Below are 17642 nucleotides of genomic sequence, written 5' to 3'. Positions count from 1 at the left end.
GGAATGAAGATCGGGTTTATCGGCCTTGGGAATATGGGCAATCCGATGGCTGCCAATTTGTCCAAGGCCGGGCACGAGGTTGCAGGCTTTGACATGGCAGACGTAGACGTTCCAGGCGTAGTTATGGCCACTTCGGGGGCTGAAGCCGCCGTCGGTGCCGAGATCGTCATCACCATGCTGCCCAACGGCCAGATACTGCGTGCTGTCGCTGACCAGATCTTGCCCGCAATGGATTCGGGCGCGGTCTGGGTGGATTGCTCGACCGTAGATGTGGACAGTGCCCGAGCAGTCGCAGACGAAGCCGCTCAAGTTGGCGTCTTGGCCGTGGATGCACCCGTGTCCGGAGGGATTGGCGGTGCCGCCGCCGGAACCCTGACCTTTATGGCAGGTGGCATTGAGGAGGCCTTCGCCAAGGCCGCCCCACTGTTCGACATCATGGGGCAAAAGGCCGTGCATTGCGGTGGCTCTGGTGCCGGTCAGGCCGCCAAGATCTGCAACAACATGATCCTCGGCGTCACTATGATCGCCACCTGCGAGGCGTTTGCGCTGGCTGACAAGCTGGGTCTGGACCGGCAAAAGATGTTCGACGTGGTCAGCACGTCCTCGGGCTATAGTTGGACGATGAACGCTTATTGCCCCGCGCCCGGTGTAGGACCTGCCAGCCCGGCGGACAACGATTACCAACCGGGCTTTGCGGCGGAACTGATGCTCAAGGACCTGCGCCTCAGCCAGCAAGCGGCCGAAAGCTCGGATGCTGATACTCCGATGGGACAGGCGGCCACTGCGCTTTATGAGCAGTTTGTCGAGGCCGAGAACGGGCTGGGCAAGGACTTTTCTGCCATGCTGCCCCGGTTCGAAAAACGCGGACGCGGATGATATTATCCCGTGGGCGGGTATCTGCCCGCGGGGTTGACCGCCGACCTTCGGACCGCCATCTATCGAGTCAGAGCAGTTTTGTGTCGGAGATCACGATGTCACGCGTTTTGGCAGTTTTGTTAACAGTTTCCACTCTGGTGGCCGCTCCTGCGGCGGTGATGGCAGGCAATGGTAAAGGCAACGGCAAGACTACGGACAACGTTTTTCGCATCCCTTCGCAACCTGTGATTCAGGTCAAGAACAAGGGTGGCCATTGCCCACCGGGTCTGGCCAAGAAAAACGTACCTTGCGTTCCGCCTGGCCAGGCCAAAAAACTGTATCGCAACGGCGAGTTCATCAATAACGACTACCTCTGGATCAATGACCCTTACCGTTATGGTCTAGATCGCGGTTCGTATATCCGAGCTGGCGATTACGTTTACCGGGTCGACCCCGAAACGCGCAAAGTGCTGAACCTGATCGGCGCGGTCGTCGACATTCTGAACTAGGTCACACAACCTCAACGATAGCACCCAATTTTTGACGCAATTCTGCGTCATCACGATTCTCGTTATTGCGAGGATTGAATATGTATAGTGACGGTGCGATTTTTGAGTTCCGCGGCCCGTGGAACGTACCCATTCAATTGAACCAGAGCCTGATTTTACTGGTTCTGATCATCGTCGGATTCAGCTTCGACCCCGGGACCCTGCCCTATGCGCTTGGATTCGTGGGTATTTTGCTGGGCTCGATCCTGCTGCACGAACTCGGGCACGCTTGGGGTTGTTTGATCCAGGGCGTCCCCGTCAACCGCGTCGTCCTTTATTGCGGTGGCGGATTTTGCGAACATCGCCGCTCGACCTCGTCATACGAAGATGAGTTGATCGTGGCCATGGGGCCAATAGTGAACCTGACCCTTTGGGCGGTGTGTTCACTGGTCGAGCCCTTCGTTTCCTCTCCCGCGCTGGGGTGGGTTTTGGTCGTGACCGCACAATTGAACCTGTGGCTGGCGATTTTCAACATGCTGCCATTGATGCCGCTGGATGGTGGACGGCTGTTCCACGCAATGCTGAACCGCATGGTGAAACCCGTAACAGCGACCCGCATTGCCGGATTTGTCGGACTGATTGGCGTCGCCATGTGGCTGCCGATGATGGTGTTTGCCTATGTGAATTTCGGCTTTGTGTTTCTTTTCTTCCCACCATTACTGCGCCACTGGCATATGCTGCGATACGCGCAGTATTGACGCTATTCCGCCGCGACCTGTTCAGAGTTCAGCATCTGATTCAGGTATCGCCCAGTATGGCTGCGCTCGACGGCGGCCACGTCTTCGGGCGTGCCGGTGGCGACGATCTCACCACCGCCATCGCCACCTTCGGGGCCGATGTCGATAATATGGTCAGCGGTTTTTACCACATCCAGATTGTGCTCGATCACAACGACCGTATTGCCCTGATCGACCAATTCATGGAGCACTTCCAACAGCTTGCGCACGTCTTCGAAATGCAGACCCGTCGTTGGTTCATCCAGAATATACAGCGTCCGCCCAGTCGAGCGTTTGGACAATTCCTTGGACAATTTCACCCGCTGCGCCTCGCCCCCGGACAAGGTCGTGGCCTGCTGCCCAACCTTGATATAGCCCAGCCCAACACGCGCCAGCGCATCCATCTTATCGCGGATTGAAGGCACGGCCTTAAAGAACTCCTGCGCGTCTTCTACAGTCATATCAAGGACATCGGCGATGGACTTGCCCTTGAATTTGATCTCCAATGTTTCGCGATTGTAGCGCGCACCCTTGCAGGTTTCGCAGGTGACATAGACGTCAGGCAGAAAGTGCATCTCGATCTTGATGACGCCGTCACCCTGACACGCCTCGCACCGGCCGCCCTTGACATTAAAGCTAAACCGCCCCGGCTTGTACCCTCGCGCCTTGGCTTCCGGCAGACCGGCAAACCAGTCGCGGATCGGAGTGAAAGCTCCGGTGTAAGTTGCTGGATTCGAACGCGGAGTCCTCCCAATTGGGCGTTGGTCAATGTCGATCACCTTGTCCAGATGCTCCAGACCCTTGATCGTCTCACAGGGCGCAGGCGTCTGCCGCGCGCCGTTCAATCGCATCGAGGCGGTTTTGAACAGTGTCTCAATCGTCAGAGTCGACTTGCCGCCACCCGATACACCGGTCACACAAACGAACTTACCCAGCGGAAATTCTGCCGTGACGTTTTTCAGGTTATTCCCGGTGGCTTTGACGACCTTCAGCTTTTTCTTGTTCCCTTTGCGCCGGTCAGTCGGCACAGCAATCTCTCGCGTGCCCGACAGGTATTGCCCGGTCATCGAGGCCGCATCGGCCGCGATATGCTCTGGCGTTCCATGGCTGACCACCTGCCCGCCATGCACACCGGCACCGGGGCCAATATCGAACACGTAATCAGCCTCGCGGATCGCTTCTTCGTCATGTTCGACCACGATCACCGTATTGCCCTGATCGCGCAGATTCTTGAGCGTCCCCAGCAGCCGGTCATTATCCCGCTGATGTAACCCGATCGAAGGCTCGTCCAACACATATAACACGCCCGTCAAGCCGGACCCAATCTGGCTGGCCAACCGGATACGCTGGCTTTCGCCACCGGACAACGTGCCACTAGAACGAGACAGCGTAAGATATTCCAAACCCACATTATTCAGGAATCCGAGGCGCTCGCGAATCTCTTTCAGAATCGCCCGAGCAATCTCATTCTTCTGTACGCTCAGATGGTTCGGGGCGTCCTCAACCCAAGCCAAGGCCTCACGGATCGACATCTGAACCACCTGCCCCACATGCAGACCCGCGATCTTGACGGCCAAAGCTTCGGGTCGCAGACGGTAGCCTTCACAGGCCCCGCAAGGACGGTTGTTCTGATAACGCTCGAATTCTTCCCGAATCCAGGCGCTGTCGGTTTCGCGATAGCGGCGTTCCATATTCGGAATAACGCCCTCAAAGCTGCGTGTCACCTGATAGACTCGCCCGCCCTCATCATAACGGAACTGGATTTCCTCATCACCAGAGCCGCGCAGGAATACCTGTTGCACCTTGGCGGGAAGGTCTTTCCACGGGGTGTTCTTGTCGAACTCAAAATGCCGCGCAATGGCTTCGATGGTTTGCAAAAAATATGGCGACTTACCCTTGCGCCACGGGGCCAAGGCACCGTCATACAGTTTGAGCGTCTGGTCCGGCACCACGAGGCGTTCGTCAAAGAACAGCTCGACCCCTAACCCGTCGCAATCCGGGCACGCCCCAAATGGCGCGTTGAAAGAAAACAGGCGTGGTTCGATCTCGGGGATGGTGAAGCCGCTGACTGGGCAGGCAAAATTCTCGCTGAAGGTGATACGTTCCGGGTCGCCCTCCTTCGGGGCGGTTTCCAGAATCGCGATGCCATCCGCCAAATCCAAAGCGGTGCGCAGGCTGTCGGCCAGCCGAGTCTCCATCCCTTCACGCACAACAAGGCGGTCTACGACCACGTCGATGTCATGGCGGAATTTCTTGTCTAAAGTGGGCGGGGTATCGAGCTCATAGAACTCGCCATCCACTTTGACACGTTGAAAACCTTGTTTGCGCAGTTCAAGGAACTCTTTCTTATATTCCCCCTTCCGGTCGCGCACGATGGGGGCCAGCAAGTAGCCGCGCGTGCCCTCCTCCATCGTCATGATCCGGTCGACCATGTCCTGCACCTGTTGCGCCTCAATCGGCTGGCCGGTGGCGGGGCTAAAGGGCGTACCTGCGCGGGCAAACAAAAGGCGTAGATAGTCGTAGATCTCGGTCACGGTCCCCACGGTCGAGCGCGGGTTTTTCGACGTCGTCTTCTGTTCAATCGAGATCGCTGGAGACAGCCCACTGATGTGATCCACATCGGGCTTTTCCATCATGTCCAGAAACTGCCGCGCATAAGCCGACAGGCTTTCGACATAGCGACGCTGACCCTCGGCATAGATCGTATCAAAGGCCAGCGACGACTTGCCCGAACCAGATAGCCCCGTGATCACCACAAGCTGATCCCGCGGAATATCCACATCAATGCTTTTGAGGTTATGTTCGCGCGCGCCGCGCACCTCGATATTCTTCAGCTCAGCCATTCTTGGCCCCCTACACGCAAGTGACCTAGAAATAGGCGAGCAGCACTGAGTCTCCAACAGAAAAATTAGAACAAAGTGTGAACTTACGGATTATTGCCGATCACTCCTGACAAAACATGTGCGTCGGCGCGCAATGTGCTGAATGTTCAAAGTTCTGACTGAGATTTGAGAAATAAATGGCGCGGTTGACGGGGCTCGAACCCGCGACCCCCGGCGTGACAGGCCGGTACTCTAACCAACTGAGCTACAACCGCGCATCTATTTTTACGGCCTTTAACCTGGACCAAGGAGTGCAGCGATGGCGCGGTTGACGGGGCTCGAACCCGCGACCCCCGGCGTGACAGGCCGGTACTCTAACCAACTGAGCTACAACCGCCCGCTGCACGTTCGTTGCTGAACGTTGGGGTGTATTATGGCTCCGCTCGGGCAGCGTCAAGCGGCGTTTTGAAGTTTTTTCCGAATTCGGGAATTTTACCTTCGCCGAAGATCTCGGATCAACGTGTCATCACCGGTCTTGACAGTAGATCAGCCAACAACGCAAGTGGATCAAGCAGCAGGTGTTTTCGCCACAACCAAAAACTGTGTCAGCTTCGCCACATCGCACCTAATTCAACTGTGCCAGATACACTTTCCGCTCTAGCCCGATTAAGTCCGCAATTGCTCAGAAGGTCTCAACAAGACCCTATTGCACAACGAAAAGAAAACGGAGCATAAACGTGAAAAAGTTGTTTATTAGCAGCGCTTTGTCAGCAGCAACCCTGACTGGTGCAGCACAAGCTGTCGAATTTTCCGGCGGATATTTGAATCTGGATTATTCTACGTTCACAGACACCGACTTCGGTGACGCCTACAACCTGAACGGTTCTGGAGAATTGGCATTTAACCGCGCATTCAGCACACAGCTAGATCTTGGCGTCCAGCGATTTCAGGACCTAAGCGAGACCGCAACGAACTGGACCTTGCACGGCAACTGGCACACCGCCAACAACGCGTCTTTCGGCCTGTTTTACGGCCAGGAAGACCTGGACGATGCCGATTTCGAATTCTACGGTCTGGAAGCCGGATTTGATGCCGGACCCGCAGAGATCGAAGGTTATCTTGGGCGGCAAGATCTGACAAATGCCTCGGATCTGGATGGCACGCTATTTGGTATTTCGGCAAAAACCGAATTGGCTGATGCATGGGAACTGAACGCGAGCTTTGACATCGTTGACAACTTTGCAGGTGCACTGGACTACAACCTGTTTGCCATTGGCGCCTCTTATGCGGCTGCGGACAATGCCGAAGTCTACGGCAATGTCGGTGTTGCCCATATTTCGTCCCCATTGGTGTCCGGTAGCGAAAACGAAGCATATGTCAGCTTCGGCGTCCGTGTGAACTTTGGCAACGAACGCGGCACCACCTTCGGTCAGCGTGGCGTTCTGTCCAGACTGCCAGGTTTGCCGGGTCTATGAGGACATTTTCCTCTCGGGGCGCGCCTCCGGGGGGACTTTGGTGCCGGGGTTAGAAAAACGAATCCCGGCTCTTGCGGCGGGCCAAGACTCACTGTAAGACGCCGCCTTACGGGTGATTAGCTCAGTGGTAGAGCGCTTCGTTCACATCGAAGATGTCAGGAGTTCAAATCTCTTATCACCCACCATTTTCCCCTAAAACTTGGTGGTTCCTCGCGTCCCAATTCTTTGGGTAGTCGCATAAAAAGGGCGAGGTTGAAACCCCGCCCATTTTGATCATTCAATCCGAACTCAGTGCGTTCTGGCAGACGCTGCCGAACTTTCCGCGGCTTTCGCAGCCGCGGCGGCGGCCTCCTCGGCTGCTTCGTCCCATTCGATGGGTTCAGGCTCGCTAATCAGCGCCTGCTTCAGAACCTCGGACACATGCGTGACCGGGATGATCTCCAGCCCTTCCTTCACGTTATCCGGGATGTCGGCCAGATCCTTTTCATTTTCCTCGGGGATCAGGACAGTCTTGATGCCACCACGCAGTGCCGCCAGCAGTTTTTCCTTGAGCCCACCGATCGGCATCGCGTTGCCGCGCAGCGAAACCTCGCCCGTCATGGCGATATCCTTGCGAACCGGAATACCGGTCAGCACCGACACGATCGAAGTCACCATCGCCAGACCGGCCGAAGGGCCATCCTTTGGCGTTGCGCCATCCGGAACGTGGACGTGAATGTCCAGCGTGTCGAATTTCGTCGGCTTCACCCCGATCTGAGGCGAGATTGACCGCACATAGGACGATGCCGCGTCGATGGATTCCTTCATCACATCGCCCAGCTTACCGGTGGTCTTCATCCGCCCCTTGCCGGGCAGTTTCAGCGCTTCGATATGCAGCAGATCGCCCCCGACCGAGGTATAAGCCAGACCAGTCACAACACCGACCTGATCGTCCTGTTCAGCCAGACCATAGCGGTATTTGGGCACGCCCAGGAAATCATCCAGATTGTCGGGCGTCACCGTGACCGACTCGGCCTCTTTCTTGATGATCTTGGTCAGCGATTTCCGGGCAACCTTGGCGATCTCTCGTTCCAAGTTCCGCACGCCCGCTTCCCGGGTATAGGTGCGGATGATGGATTGCAGCGCATCATCGGTCAGCTCAAATTCCTTGGCCTTGAGGCCATGGTTTTTAACCTGCTTGCTGATCAGGTGCTGCTTGGCTATCTCGGATTTCTCTTCCTCGGTATAGCCAGCCAGCGGGATGATCTCCATCCGGTCCAGCAGAGGCCCGGGCATATTATAGCTGTTCGACGTGGTTAGAAACATCACGTTGGACAGGTCATATTCGACCTCCAAGTAGTGGTCCATGAACGTACTGTTCTGTTCCGGGTCCAGCACTTCAAGCATGGCCGAAGCCGGGTCGCCACGGAAATCCTGCCCCATCTTGTCGATCTCATCGAGCAAAATCAGCGGGTTCGTGGTCTTTGCCTTTTTCAGCGACTGGATGATCTTGCCGGGCATCGAACCGATATAGGTCCGACGGTGGCCGCGGATCTCAGATTCGTCACGCACGCCACCCAACGAGATGCGAATGAATTCGCGCCCCGTGGCTTTGGCAACCGACTTACCCAGCGAGGTTTTACCTACACCCGGAGGGCCGACAAGGCAAAGGATCGGGCCTTTCAGCTTTTTCGAGCGCTGTTGAACCGCCAGATACTCGACGATCCGTTCCTTGACCTTCTCAAGCCCATAGTGATCGGCATCCAAAATGTCCTGGGCACGGCCCAGATCCTTTTTGACGCGGGATTTGGTGCCCCACGGCAGCGACAGAATCCAGTCCAGATAGTTGCGCACAACGGTGGCCTCGGCCGACATGGGTGACATATTCTTGAGCTTCTTCAGCTCACCCTCGGCCTTTTCGCGCGCTTCTTTCGACAGCTTGGTCTCGGCGATTTTCTCTTCCAGTTCAGCAACTTCGTTGCCGCCGTCCTCGCCATCGCCAAGTTCCTTCTGAATGGCCTTCATTTGCTCATTCAGGTAGTACTCGCGCTGCGTCTTCTCCATCTGGGATTTGACGCGGGTCTTGATCTTTTTCTCGACCTGCAGAACCGACATCTCGCCCTGCATGAGGCCATAGACCTTTTCCAGCCGTTCACTAACCGAGAGCGTCTCAAGCAGTTCCTGCTTTTGCTCAACCTCGATGCCAAGATGGCCCGAAACCAGGTCGGCCAGCTTGGCAGGTTCGGTGGTTTCACCAACGGCGGTCAGCGCTTCTTCGGGGATGTTCTTGCGGACTTTGGCGTAACGCTCGAACTCATCTGCGACGGTGCGCAGCAGCGCCTCGGTCGTCGTCACGTCGCCCGGAATTTCGGTCAGATATTCAGCGCGGGCCTCGAAAAAATCGTCATTTTCCAGAAAATCGGTGATCTGCACGCGCGCCTGCCCTTCGACCAGCACTTTGACAGTGCCATCGGGCAGTTTCAGCAGTTGCAGCACATTTGCCAGTACGCCCGACCGGTAAATCCCGTCGATTGCGGGATCGTCCTCACCCGGATCAATCTGGCTGGACAGCAGAATCTGCTTGTCGTCCTGCATCACTTCTTCCAGCGCGCGGACGGATTTTTCCCGTCCCACGAACAGCGGCACGATCATATGTGGAAACACCACGATGTCGCGCAACGGCAGTACTGGGTACGAGGAATTCAGAGGCTCTTGCATGCTCTATCCTTATCATTGGCAAGACGGCTCCGGTCCCTGTGTCAGGCAACACTCGGCCATCTCCTGTGTAGGTGAAGAAATGGGTTTAAAATCTCACTTTTTCAACCACAGTATTGGTGTGATCTTAAGATGAACCCGTACAGAAGGAAGCGCAAGGTACCAAATTGCACCACACGTGCCCCGCAAATCCAAAGAGGGAAATCTATACTCCCGTGTTAAACAGTTTCGAACCTATACTGAAAAGAAGAATTTCTAACTGTAGAGGTTACTCGTGACAGAACAGACACTTCAAAACGCAGCGGCAAAGGATCAGGCTGCATATGAGGAAATCCGCGAAAAAAAGTACCAAGACCAACTAATCTACGCATCTCATAAGTCCGGGCGCTCCATTCTGCAAATCCAAAAAGACTTTTCACGTCTCGCGCGCTCGATCACTAAACTGAATTTGACCGAATACCTTTTGCATGGGTTTCACTACGAGGGAAATTATGCTGACGAAGAGCGTTTACAGTTCATCGGGAACAAAATCCACTGGCCCATCGCCAACACTTGCAACGATCACACTTGGAACGCGACGACAGAAGATAAAGCCCTCGCCTGCACACTACTCACCGCTGGTGGCCTTCCTGTCCCAGAGAACTTGGGTGTAATTGACAAGTCTCAAAGAGTGTTTCCCGGAATTGATAAGGTCAACACACCAGATGCGCTAAGAGCGCTGTGCCTTGAGCACGCGGACGCAGGATTGTTTGGAAAAGTCATTGGCGGCATGGTTGGATTTGGTGTTTTCCGCATTCAGTCAGCAACAGACCATTCTTTGGTTTGTAGTGGCATTGGCGAAGTAACCTACGAAGACTTCCTGGATCGCGTAGTCGGTGAAAATAGCTATCTAATTCAACGTCAATTGAGAAACCACTCGCGTATTGCCCCATTCGCGTCTGCTCTGGCCACGGTCCGAATGGTTAATTTAGTGAGCGACGAGGGCGTTTATGTGCCCATGGCAGCGATGGCGTTGGCTCAGGGGTCAAATATTGCAGACGCTTTCTGGCGCGACGGAAACATCGCATGTGCTGTCGATGTAGACACCGGAAGACTCACGACAGTTGCGCAACGAGATGATCAGGAAATTCGATACCTTGAAGATCACCCAAAACAAGTTGGTTTAAAAGGTCTCAGCTTACCATATTGGAATGAGCTGAAAGAAATTAACGCGCGCGCCGCTCGCCTCTTCGCACCAATAAGATACCAGTCAACTGATATTGCGATAACCGACACAGGACCAGTTATAGTTGAAATCAACTACGGATGCGGCTTTGGGCTCCCGCAACAAGCTTCAGGAAAAGGACTGCTTACACCAGAAGTTCGCGCATTCTTTGAAAGCTGTGGTTATGACTTCGAAGCCAAACCCCGCCGACGGTTTCGTTTTTTTGGGCGTTAGAATTACAACATCAAATCGGTTCGATATCGCCCTGTACGCGTTGGGCATGGAATTGATTTTGCCATGCCTCAAAGGTTCCCGCCGCAATCGCGCCGCGCATTCCCTGCATGATTTCTTGAAAATAGTGCAGGTTGTGCCAGGTCAGCAGCATCCCCGAGATCATCTCGTTCGCGCGGAATACATGGTGCAAATAAGCGCGGGAGTAGTTGGAACAGGCTGGACACGTACACTGCTCATCCAGCGGGCGCGGGTCATCCGCATGGCGGGCGTTTTTAATATTGACCACGCCATAGCGGGTGAAAACCTGCCCTGTGCGCCCTGAACGCGAAGGCAAAACACAATCCATCATGTCGATGCCGCGCGCAACGGCGCCTACGATGTCATCGGGCTTGCCCACTCCCATCAGATAGCGTGGCTTGTCGGTGGGCAGCATATCAGGCGCGAAATCCAGAACGCTGAACATGGCCTCTTGGCCTTCGCCGACGGCCAGTCCGCCGACCGCATAGCCTTCGAACCCGATCTCTTTTAAGGCTTCGGCGGATTCTTCGCGGAAATCGTGTTCTAGTCCACCTTGCTGAATACCAAACAAAGCGTGGCCCGGACGGTCGCCGAACGCATCGCGCGACCTGTGCGCCCATCGCATCGACAGTCGCATCGATTCAGCAATCCGGTCCCGGTCCGCGGGTAAGGCCGGGCATTCGTCGAAACACATAACGATATCCGAACCCAGCAGGCGCTGGATTTCCATTGACCGCTCTGGCGTCAGCTCATGTTTGGAGCCGTCGATATGCGATTTGAAGGTCACGCCCTTTTCGGTCAGTTTTCGAAGCCCGGCCAGGGACATAACCTGAAACCCACCCGAGTCTGTCAGGATCGGACGTTCCCAGTTCATGAACTTGTGCAAACCACCCAGACGGTCAATCCGCTCTGCCGTCGGGCGCAGCATCAAGTGATAGGTGTTGCCCAACAGGATATCGGCCCCGGTTGCGCGCACGCTTTCGGGCATCATCGCCTTGACCGTCGCCGCCGTTCCGACAGGCATAAAAGCGGGCGTTCGAACCTCGCCGCGCGGTGTGCGGATCACGCCGGCTCTCGCCTTTCCGTCGGTGGCTTTCAGGTCAAAAGAAAAACGTTCGGTCATAGGGGGCCTCGGGGTCGCTGAACCGGGCAGGATTTGCCCGATCTGCCCGTCCTTTGCAACCCGTCAGGGCAATGAAGCGACCCGTTGGGTAAAGAGATCGACCACCCCTGCCCCGTCGACATCGCAGCACACGTGCACGACGGGACGCGAAGGATCAGGGCGGGTCAGGCCAATCTCGGGGCCGTCCGCAACAACCTGCAACCCGGTTTCCACCATTGTGAACATGTCCGCATGGGTACAGGCGATCACAGCTGTCGAATCGTGCAGCCCGCAACCCTCAAGCCCACCAACATCCTTGTAGAACTTCAGATAAAACTTCGAGATATCGCGCAGGAACCCACCCATATCTGCGGATTGTTCCGCGAGGCCGTCAAAATCGGCCCCTTCGTAGAGGGTCCTGAGCGTCACATCCAAGCCAACAACCACCGTCGTAGGAGGGTTGGCAAAAACCTCATCGGCGGCAAGAGGGTCATGGTAGATATTCGCCTCGGCATGCGGGGTAATGTTACCAGGGCAATAAACAGCACCGCCCATGATGACCAAGCGGGCGATGTTCTGGGCAAATTCCGGGTCCAGACGCAGTGCAGCGGCGATATTAGTTAAGGGACCGACGGCGCAGACCACCAGTTCGCCCTTATGCACGCGGGCCATTTCAACCAGGTATTCGGCAGCGGACAGGCTGTGATTGCTCCCGATCTGAGGGATGTCGGTGACATCTCCAAACCCCTCAGGCCCATGAACATGCTCAGACGGCGCATGTGTGTCCGCCCCCTGCGCCACGGGTGCGCCTTCTGCGACCGGGGCGTTTATGCCCAGTTTATCTAACAAAAACCGCGCGTTCCGGCTGGATTGATGCACATGGGTGTTGCCGAAAACCGTGGTCAGGCCAATCAGCTCAATCTCGGGGGCAGCAGCAGCATAGGCGATGGCCATTGCGTCATCAATGCCGGGGTCAGTGTCTATAATCAGTTTCATGTTTGCCCGATAGCGCAATCGGCAAGGGATGCAAAGTGGTCACAGACAGGCCTCCGCCCCCCTTATCAGCTTATTCAATGATTTGATTCCGCGCCCCTTCTCGGGATAGCTGAGTTGAAATTGGGCGAGTCAATCCCCAAATGTATACTATAGTACACAATACCGAGAGGACAGTTATATGGAAGAACAGATTATTGGATTGATTTCATCCAACATCATTTTCCTGCTGGGCGCGGCGCTGATCGTCGTCGTCATTTTCAAGGGCATAAAGATTGTGCCTCAATCCGAGAAGTTCGTGATTGAACGGTTCGGGCGCCTTCATTCGGTCCTTGGACCGGGGATCAACTTTATCGTTCCGTTTCTGGACGTTGCACGCCACAAAATATCCATTCTGGAGCGTCAGTTGCCCAACGCGACTCAGGACGCGATCACTAAAGACAACGTGCTGGTGCAGATCGACACCTCGGTCTTTTACCGCATTCTTGAACCGGAAAAGACGGTCTATCGTATCCGTGACGTAGATGGCGCGATTGCCACCACCGTGGCCGGTATCGTCCGCGCCGAGATCGGCAAAATGGACCTGGATGAGGTACAGTCGAACCGTGCGCAGCTGATTACCCGTATTCAGGAAAGCGTGGAAACCGCCGTGGATGACTGGGGTATCGAGGTGACTCGGGCCGAGATTTTAGACGTTAACCTGGATCAGGCCACCCGCGACGCAATGTTGCAGCAGCTGAACGCCGAACGCGCCCGTCGCGCGCAGGTGACTGAGGCCGAGGGTCAGAAACGCGCCGTTGAACTGAACGCCGATGCCGAGCTATATGCGGCTGAACAAACCGCCAAAGCCCGCCGTATTGAGGCCGAGGCCGAAGCCTATGCAACGGGCGTGGTCGCCAAAGCTATTCAGGATAACGGGATCGAGGCCGCTCAGTATCAGGTCGCATTGAAACAGGTCGAGGCCCTGAACGCACTTGGCGCAGGCAATGGCTCACAAACCATCGTGGTGCCCGCGAATGCGCTCGAGGCGTTTGGCGATGCCTTCAAAATGTTGAAAGGAGGCCGGTAATGGCCGATCCGTTCTGGTTGACATGGTGGATTTGGTTGGCGGGGGCTTTGGCCCTCGGCATCCTCGAGATTGTGCTGCCGGGGTTCATCTTTCTGGGCTTCGCAATCGGCGCGGCGATCACTGGGCTGTTGCTGGTCATTCCCGGGGTCGCACCGTCCCTGCCGGTTTTGCTGCTGATCTTTGCAGCTTTGTCCTTGGTGGCGTGGCTGGTGTTGCGGCGGATGTTCGCCCTGCCCCATGGTCAGGTGAAGACCTTCCGGCATGATATAAACGAATGAATCGCTCGGCGCCCAATAAGGGCGCCACGGCACCACTGGACGCTGCCCGTGGCTTTCCCTATATAAAAGCTCAGGAAACAGACCCGAGGCACGAATGACCCACCCGAGTGAACAGTTCGAAGGCACCCCGCTGATTGCGCCTTCCACGATTGAGCACCCCTTGTATGAAGCGGTGGTCGAGGCGTGCCGGTCCGTCTATGACCCTGAGATTCCGGTCAATATCTATGATCTGGGCCTGATCTATACCATCGACATCACGCCCGAAAACGCCGTTAAGGTCATCATGACCCTGACCGCGCCAGGCTGCCCTGTCGCGGGCGAAATGCCGGGCTGGATTGTCGAAGCTGTCGAACCGGTGGCCGGTGTCAAGGAAGTGGACGTAGAACTGACATGGGAACCGCCCTGGGGCATGGAGATGATGTCCGACGAGGCCCGTCTGGAATTGGGCTTCATGTAAGCAAACCAGTTGTCGATGACTAAACCGCCCTCAATCACCGGGGCGGTTTTTTATTTGATACCGCAGGTGGATTTAATTTCTTCCGCCCGCGCGTCCAGCGCTTTGACGTAATCACCAGAGAGCATCGACAAATGTTTCTTCTCGGTTCCGGTGATAAGGCCCAGCAGCGCACCGGCTGGAAGGATTGAAACAACGCTTGCAACCTGTTGAGCTTGAGCGTGTTTTTTCTCAGCCGCGATGGCGCGCAAATCCCCTGGCGCAGTGGCGCAATTCACCGGATGCCGCTTTTCATCGGTTTGAGCCGCAGCAGCACCAGCAAACGCCGCGAGGGCAATTAACGGCACCGCTTTTATTCCACTAAGTTTTAGCGAAGAATTGATCCTGTTATCCTACCTGCAGTGTTCTCTGCTCTACTGCGTGCAAGGCTAGGACGAAGGTGCAGCGTTAGGCAAGCGTAGGTTGCATGTGTGCCTACCTGAGTGGAAAACTTAGGTAAGCACGTCTGCTATGTCTTGAGACTGCCCCACCAGAGGACTAAGTTATTAACAACGCGCGACGACGGAGACGAAAATGTTTGGCATTCCCGGCAAACAGGCCGTGACCATGACCCCAAAGGCTGCGGCCCAGATTGTACGCCTGATGGAATCGGGCGGGCACGCGGGACTGCGCATTGGCGTCAAGAAAGGTGGCTGCGCAGGCATGGAATACACCATGGATTATGTGGATGAGGCCGACACCAATGATGAGGTGGTCGAACAGGATGGCGCACGGGTGATGATCGCCCCAATGGCGCAAATGTTCCTGTTCGGGACCGAAATCGACTATGAAGTCTCGTTACTGGAATCCGGTTTCAAATTCCGAAACCCCAACGTGGTCGATGCCTGCGGCTGCGGCGAGTCGATCAAGTTCGACGAAACCCTGTCAGCGCAGAATTAGGACGCCGTTTTCAGGTGGACGTACGTCTCGTTGAACCGCCGGGTCAGGTGTTCTCCGGCTGAAATCACTTGGTCCGACTCAGGTAGCGCAACGTTGGTGTCATAGGACGGGTTAAAAAACAGCGGCACCGAAACCCGTTCATCCGCTCCTCCGACGACCCTGTGCATGGTCGCTTTGACCTGCCCTGCGGTCCAGAACTCCAGCATTTCCCCGAAGTTGATCACGAAGGTGCCGGGGTCGGCTTGGACCTCGGCCCAACTTCCATCCGGCAATTGTGCCTCAAGTCCCGGAGTGCCGTCGGTCGCCAGCAAGGTCAGGCAGCCATAATCCGTGTGCGCGCCGATCCCGAAATCACGCGCCCCCGCCCAAACGGGACGCTGAGGGTAGAAGTTGCCGCGCAGCAAAGCCATCGGCGTGTCAAACGCCGCATCAAAGCTGCCCGCGTCGCGGCCCAAAGCAACGGCAATCGCTCGCAAGATACGCATCGCAACGGCACAAGCGTCACCATAGTAGCCTTGAATCATGTGCTGAAAACCAGACGGCGCGTCGGGCCATTGGTTAGGGGCGTAAACGCTCAGGCCCCGGTCGGCATAGGCACTGTCCTCGGGCAGATCGAAACCGCAATCGAACACCTCTTTGTAGTCCGGATTCGCATCGGGATCGACTTGTTCGGAATGCGGCGCACCCCAGCCTCGATTTGCCCCGGTCTTTGCCATGTCTACGCGGCTTTTTTGCGCCTCGGGCAGGTGGAAAAACGCTTTGTAAGCGGCTAGGACGGCTTCGATCCTCGCCTTGTCTAATCCAGTGTTGGAGACGCGCAGAAACCCAACGTCGCTAACGGCGCGCCGCAATCTGGCCAGTTCCGCCACATCACGGGCGTCCAATTTCGCAAGATCCAGTGTGTCGATCATCTCTGCCTCATTCGCTCGCGCGAGTTCTGTCGATTTCTGCGATGGTCTGCAACCGGAATTGTCACGACCCCCGGCGGGTGTTATCCGAAACACAAACAAAAATTCTTGTGGGAGTGTGTGCGATGCGGCGCAAGCTGGCGGCTGGTAACTGGAAAATGAATGGGCTGTCGGCCGAGCTAGAGGAGTTGAGCACCCTCGCCCGCATGTATCCGTCCCCCACGGTCGATGTGCTGATCTGCCCGCCCGCAACCCTGCTGCACCGCGCGGCCAGCACCGTGCAGGCCACAGATATTCAGGTTGGCGGTCAGGATTGCCATGCAAACACCTCTGGCGCCCATACCGGTGATATCAGCGCCGGAATGCTGCTCGATGCAGGGGCGTCCGCGGTCATTCTGGGCCACTCTGAACGGCGAGAGGATCACGGCGAGCAAAATGAAGACATCCGTGCTAAGGCCCGTGCTGCCATGGACGCTGGGTTGAAAGCCATCATCTGTGTCGGTGAAAGCCTGGAACAGCGCGAAGCAGCCAACACGCTGGATATCATCGGTGGTCAGATGTCGGGCTCGATCCCTGATCAGTCAACCGGTGAGAACTTGATCGTAGCCTATGAACCCATCTGGGCCATCGGCACGGGCAAAGTCCCCACCCTCGACGAAATCGGAGAGGTCCACGACTTTATCCGAACCCGTCTGGAACGTCGCTTTGGCGAGGGCGTGGGCCGCTCGGTCAGGCTACTTTATGGCGGGTCGGTCAAACCCGGCAATGCCGCAGACATCTTTGCCGTGTCCAACGTGGACGGGGCATTAGTCGGCGGGGCCAGCCTGAAAGCGCAGGATTTCGCGGGCATCATCGACGCGCTGCAAAACGCCTGAGCGTCACGCCAGTTTCATAGTTACCAAACCGGCCAAAATCAGGGCCGCTGCAATCAAGCGCGGGGCTGTCAGGGCCTCGCCTAGAAACATGACGCCGATCATGAACGCTCCAACCGCACCGATCCCGGTCCAGATCGTATAGGCCGTGCCGAGTGGCAAATCCCGCATAGCCAGTGCCAGCAAGCCAAAAGACCCGATCATCGACACGCCCATCAGCGCGGTCGGCCAAAGCCGGGTGAAGCCAACCGATTGCTTCATCGCAACGGCCCAGACGATTTCCAACAAACCGGCGAATAGCAGAAAAATCCAGGGCATAGAGGCACCTCATATCCGTTCGGGTCGTCCCGAATGATCAACCAAAGTGGTGAGGTCGTCCTCTGCCCTCCAGATGGGCATGATCCGCAATTCGTCAAGAGGGGCGCAAAGGAAAAAGCCGGGCCTCTGGGGGCCGGCTTTCA

The 17642-nt window shown here is 56.3% G+C and carries 17 protein-coding genes and 3 tRNA genes; 11 read left to right on the top strand and 9 right to left on the bottom strand.

Translation table 11 applies throughout. The features are described from left to right. Positions 1–3: 3 nt before the first annotated feature. From mmsB to ACR0L1_RS18565, 3 genes are all read left to right on the top strand, one after another. The gene (gene mmsB, locus ACR0L1_RS18575) at positions 4–876 is read left to right on the top strand and encodes a 3-hydroxyisobutyrate dehydrogenase (protein ID WP_480860270.1); all 873 of its coding nucleotides are present in this window, start codon (positions 4–6) and stop codon (positions 874–876) included. Between the two features lie 95 nt (positions 877–971). Then, positions 972–1364 carry a hypothetical protein gene (locus ACR0L1_RS18570; RefSeq protein WP_480860269.1) on the top strand — a complete coding sequence of 131 codons (393 nt, stop codon included), beginning with the start codon at positions 972–974 and terminating at the stop codon, positions 1362–1364. A gap of 80 nt (positions 1365–1444) precedes the next feature. Further along, the gene (locus tag ACR0L1_RS18565; RefSeq protein WP_170791085.1) at positions 1445–2101 is read left to right on the top strand and encodes a site-2 protease family protein; all 657 of its coding nucleotides are present in this window, start codon (positions 1445–1447) and stop codon (positions 2099–2101) included. A gap of 2 nt (positions 2102–2103) precedes the next feature. On the opposite strand, the gene uvrA is transcribed toward ACR0L1_RS18565, so the two are convergent. The 3 genes from uvrA to ACR0L1_RS18550 form a co-directional block, all read right to left on the bottom strand. Then, positions 2104–4962 carry an excinuclease ABC subunit UvrA gene (uvrA, locus tag ACR0L1_RS18560; protein ID WP_170786610.1) on the bottom strand — a complete coding sequence of 953 codons (2859 nt, stop codon included), beginning with the start codon at positions 4960–4962 and terminating at the stop codon, positions 2104–2106. Between the two features lie 177 nt (positions 4963–5139). Then, a tRNA-Asp gene (locus tag ACR0L1_RS18555) sits at positions 5140–5216 on the bottom strand. A 45-nt stretch (positions 5217–5261) separates the two neighbouring features. Further along, a tRNA-Asp gene (locus ACR0L1_RS18550) sits at positions 5262–5338 on the bottom strand. Between the two features lie 340 nt (positions 5339–5678). On the opposite strand from ACR0L1_RS18550, the gene ACR0L1_RS18545 reads away from it, so the two are divergent. Both ACR0L1_RS18545 and ACR0L1_RS18540 read left to right on the top strand, forming a co-directional pair. Beyond that, complete coding sequence (locus ACR0L1_RS18545; RefSeq protein WP_480860267.1) at positions 5679–6416, top strand: porin; 738 nt, start codon at positions 5679–5681, stop codon at positions 6414–6416. 110 nt (positions 6417–6526) lie between these two features. Further along, a tRNA-Val gene (locus ACR0L1_RS18540) sits at positions 6527–6601 on the top strand. Between the two features lie 103 nt (positions 6602–6704). Here the strand turns inward: ACR0L1_RS18540 and lon are convergent. Continuing rightward, positions 6705–9113 (bottom strand): endopeptidase La, encoded by a 2409-nt coding sequence (gene lon / locus ACR0L1_RS18535; protein ID WP_170791742.1) that lies wholly within the window; start codon positions 9111–9113, stop codon positions 6705–6707. 271 nt (positions 9114–9384) lie between these two features. On the opposite strand from lon, the gene ACR0L1_RS18530 reads away from it, so the two are divergent. Further along, complete coding sequence (locus ACR0L1_RS18530; RefSeq protein WP_480860265.1) at positions 9385–10548, top strand: sugar-transfer associated ATP-grasp domain-containing protein; 1164 nt, start codon at positions 9385–9387, stop codon at positions 10546–10548. Between the two features lie 10 nt (positions 10549–10558). On the opposite strand, the gene tgt is transcribed toward ACR0L1_RS18530, so the two are convergent. Further along, positions 10559–11689 carry a tRNA guanosine(34) transglycosylase Tgt gene (tgt, locus tag ACR0L1_RS18525; RefSeq protein ID WP_480860263.1) on the bottom strand — a complete coding sequence of 377 codons (1131 nt, stop codon included), beginning with the start codon at positions 11687–11689 and terminating at the stop codon, positions 10559–10561. Between the two features lie 63 nt (positions 11690–11752). Further along, a complete protein-coding gene (locus tag ACR0L1_RS18520; protein WP_480504394.1) occupies positions 11753–12664 on the bottom strand; it encodes a nucleoside hydrolase in 912 nt (303 codons plus the stop codon). Between the two features lie 178 nt (positions 12665–12842). Between ACR0L1_RS18520 and ACR0L1_RS18515 the strand changes: the two genes are divergently transcribed. The 3 genes from ACR0L1_RS18515 to ACR0L1_RS18505 all read left to right on the top strand — a co-directional run bounded on the left by ACR0L1_RS18515 (position 12843) and on the right by ACR0L1_RS18505 (position 14465). Beyond that, the gene (locus ACR0L1_RS18515) at positions 12843–13730 is read left to right on the top strand and encodes an SPFH domain-containing protein (protein ID WP_170791738.1); all 888 of its coding nucleotides are present in this window, start codon (positions 12843–12845) and stop codon (positions 13728–13730) included. After that, the gene (locus tag ACR0L1_RS18510) at positions 13730–14008 is read left to right on the top strand and encodes an NfeD family protein (RefSeq protein ID WP_170769626.1); all 279 of its coding nucleotides are present in this window, start codon (positions 13730–13732) and stop codon (positions 14006–14008) included. Before ACR0L1_RS18515 ends, ACR0L1_RS18510 begins: the two co-directional genes overlap by 1 nt. 94 nt (positions 14009–14102) lie before the next feature. Further along, a complete protein-coding gene (locus ACR0L1_RS18505; protein ID WP_170769625.1) occupies positions 14103–14465 on the top strand; it encodes an SUF system Fe-S cluster assembly protein in 363 nt (120 codons plus the stop codon). 50 nt (positions 14466–14515) lie between these two features. On the opposite strand, the gene ACR0L1_RS18500 is transcribed toward ACR0L1_RS18505, so the two are convergent. Further along, positions 14516–14809, bottom strand: coding sequence for a hypothetical protein (locus ACR0L1_RS18500; RefSeq protein ID WP_480860260.1), 294 nt, complete (start codon positions 14807–14809; stop codon positions 14516–14518). A gap of 226 nt (positions 14810–15035) precedes the next feature. Here ACR0L1_RS18500 and ACR0L1_RS18495 point away from each other — a divergent pair, with 226 nt between their 5' ends. Further along, complete coding sequence (locus tag ACR0L1_RS18495) at positions 15036–15401, top strand: HesB/IscA family protein (RefSeq protein ID WP_170786598.1); 366 nt, start codon at positions 15036–15038, stop codon at positions 15399–15401. Here ACR0L1_RS18495 and ACR0L1_RS18490 read toward each other — a convergent pair. Continuing rightward, positions 15398–16312: an isopenicillin N synthase family dioxygenase gene (locus ACR0L1_RS18490; protein ID WP_480860258.1), complete on the bottom strand. Its 915-nt coding sequence runs from the start codon at positions 16310–16312 to the stop codon at positions 15398–15400. The two genes, ACR0L1_RS18495 and ACR0L1_RS18490, sit on opposite strands and share 4 nt — an antisense overlap. A gap of 122 nt (positions 16313–16434) precedes the next feature. Here ACR0L1_RS18490 and tpiA point away from each other — a divergent pair, with 122 nt between their 5' ends. Continuing rightward, positions 16435–17184 carry a triose-phosphate isomerase gene (tpiA, locus tag ACR0L1_RS18485; protein WP_480860257.1) on the top strand — a complete coding sequence of 250 codons (750 nt, stop codon included), beginning with the start codon at positions 16435–16437 and terminating at the stop codon, positions 17182–17184. A gap of 3 nt (positions 17185–17187) precedes the next feature. Here the strand turns inward: tpiA and ACR0L1_RS18480 are convergent, their stop codons facing one another. After that, positions 17188–17499 carry a DMT family transporter gene (locus ACR0L1_RS18480; RefSeq protein WP_170791734.1) on the bottom strand — a complete coding sequence of 104 codons (312 nt, stop codon included), beginning with the start codon at positions 17497–17499 and terminating at the stop codon, positions 17188–17190. Positions 17500–17642: the final 143 nt, after the last annotated feature.

Source organism: Ruegeria sp. J8 (genome assembly GCF_056531925.1).
The sequence above is the reverse complement of the archived record's forward strand: the minus strand, read 5'-3'. Positions and strand labels throughout refer to the sequence as shown.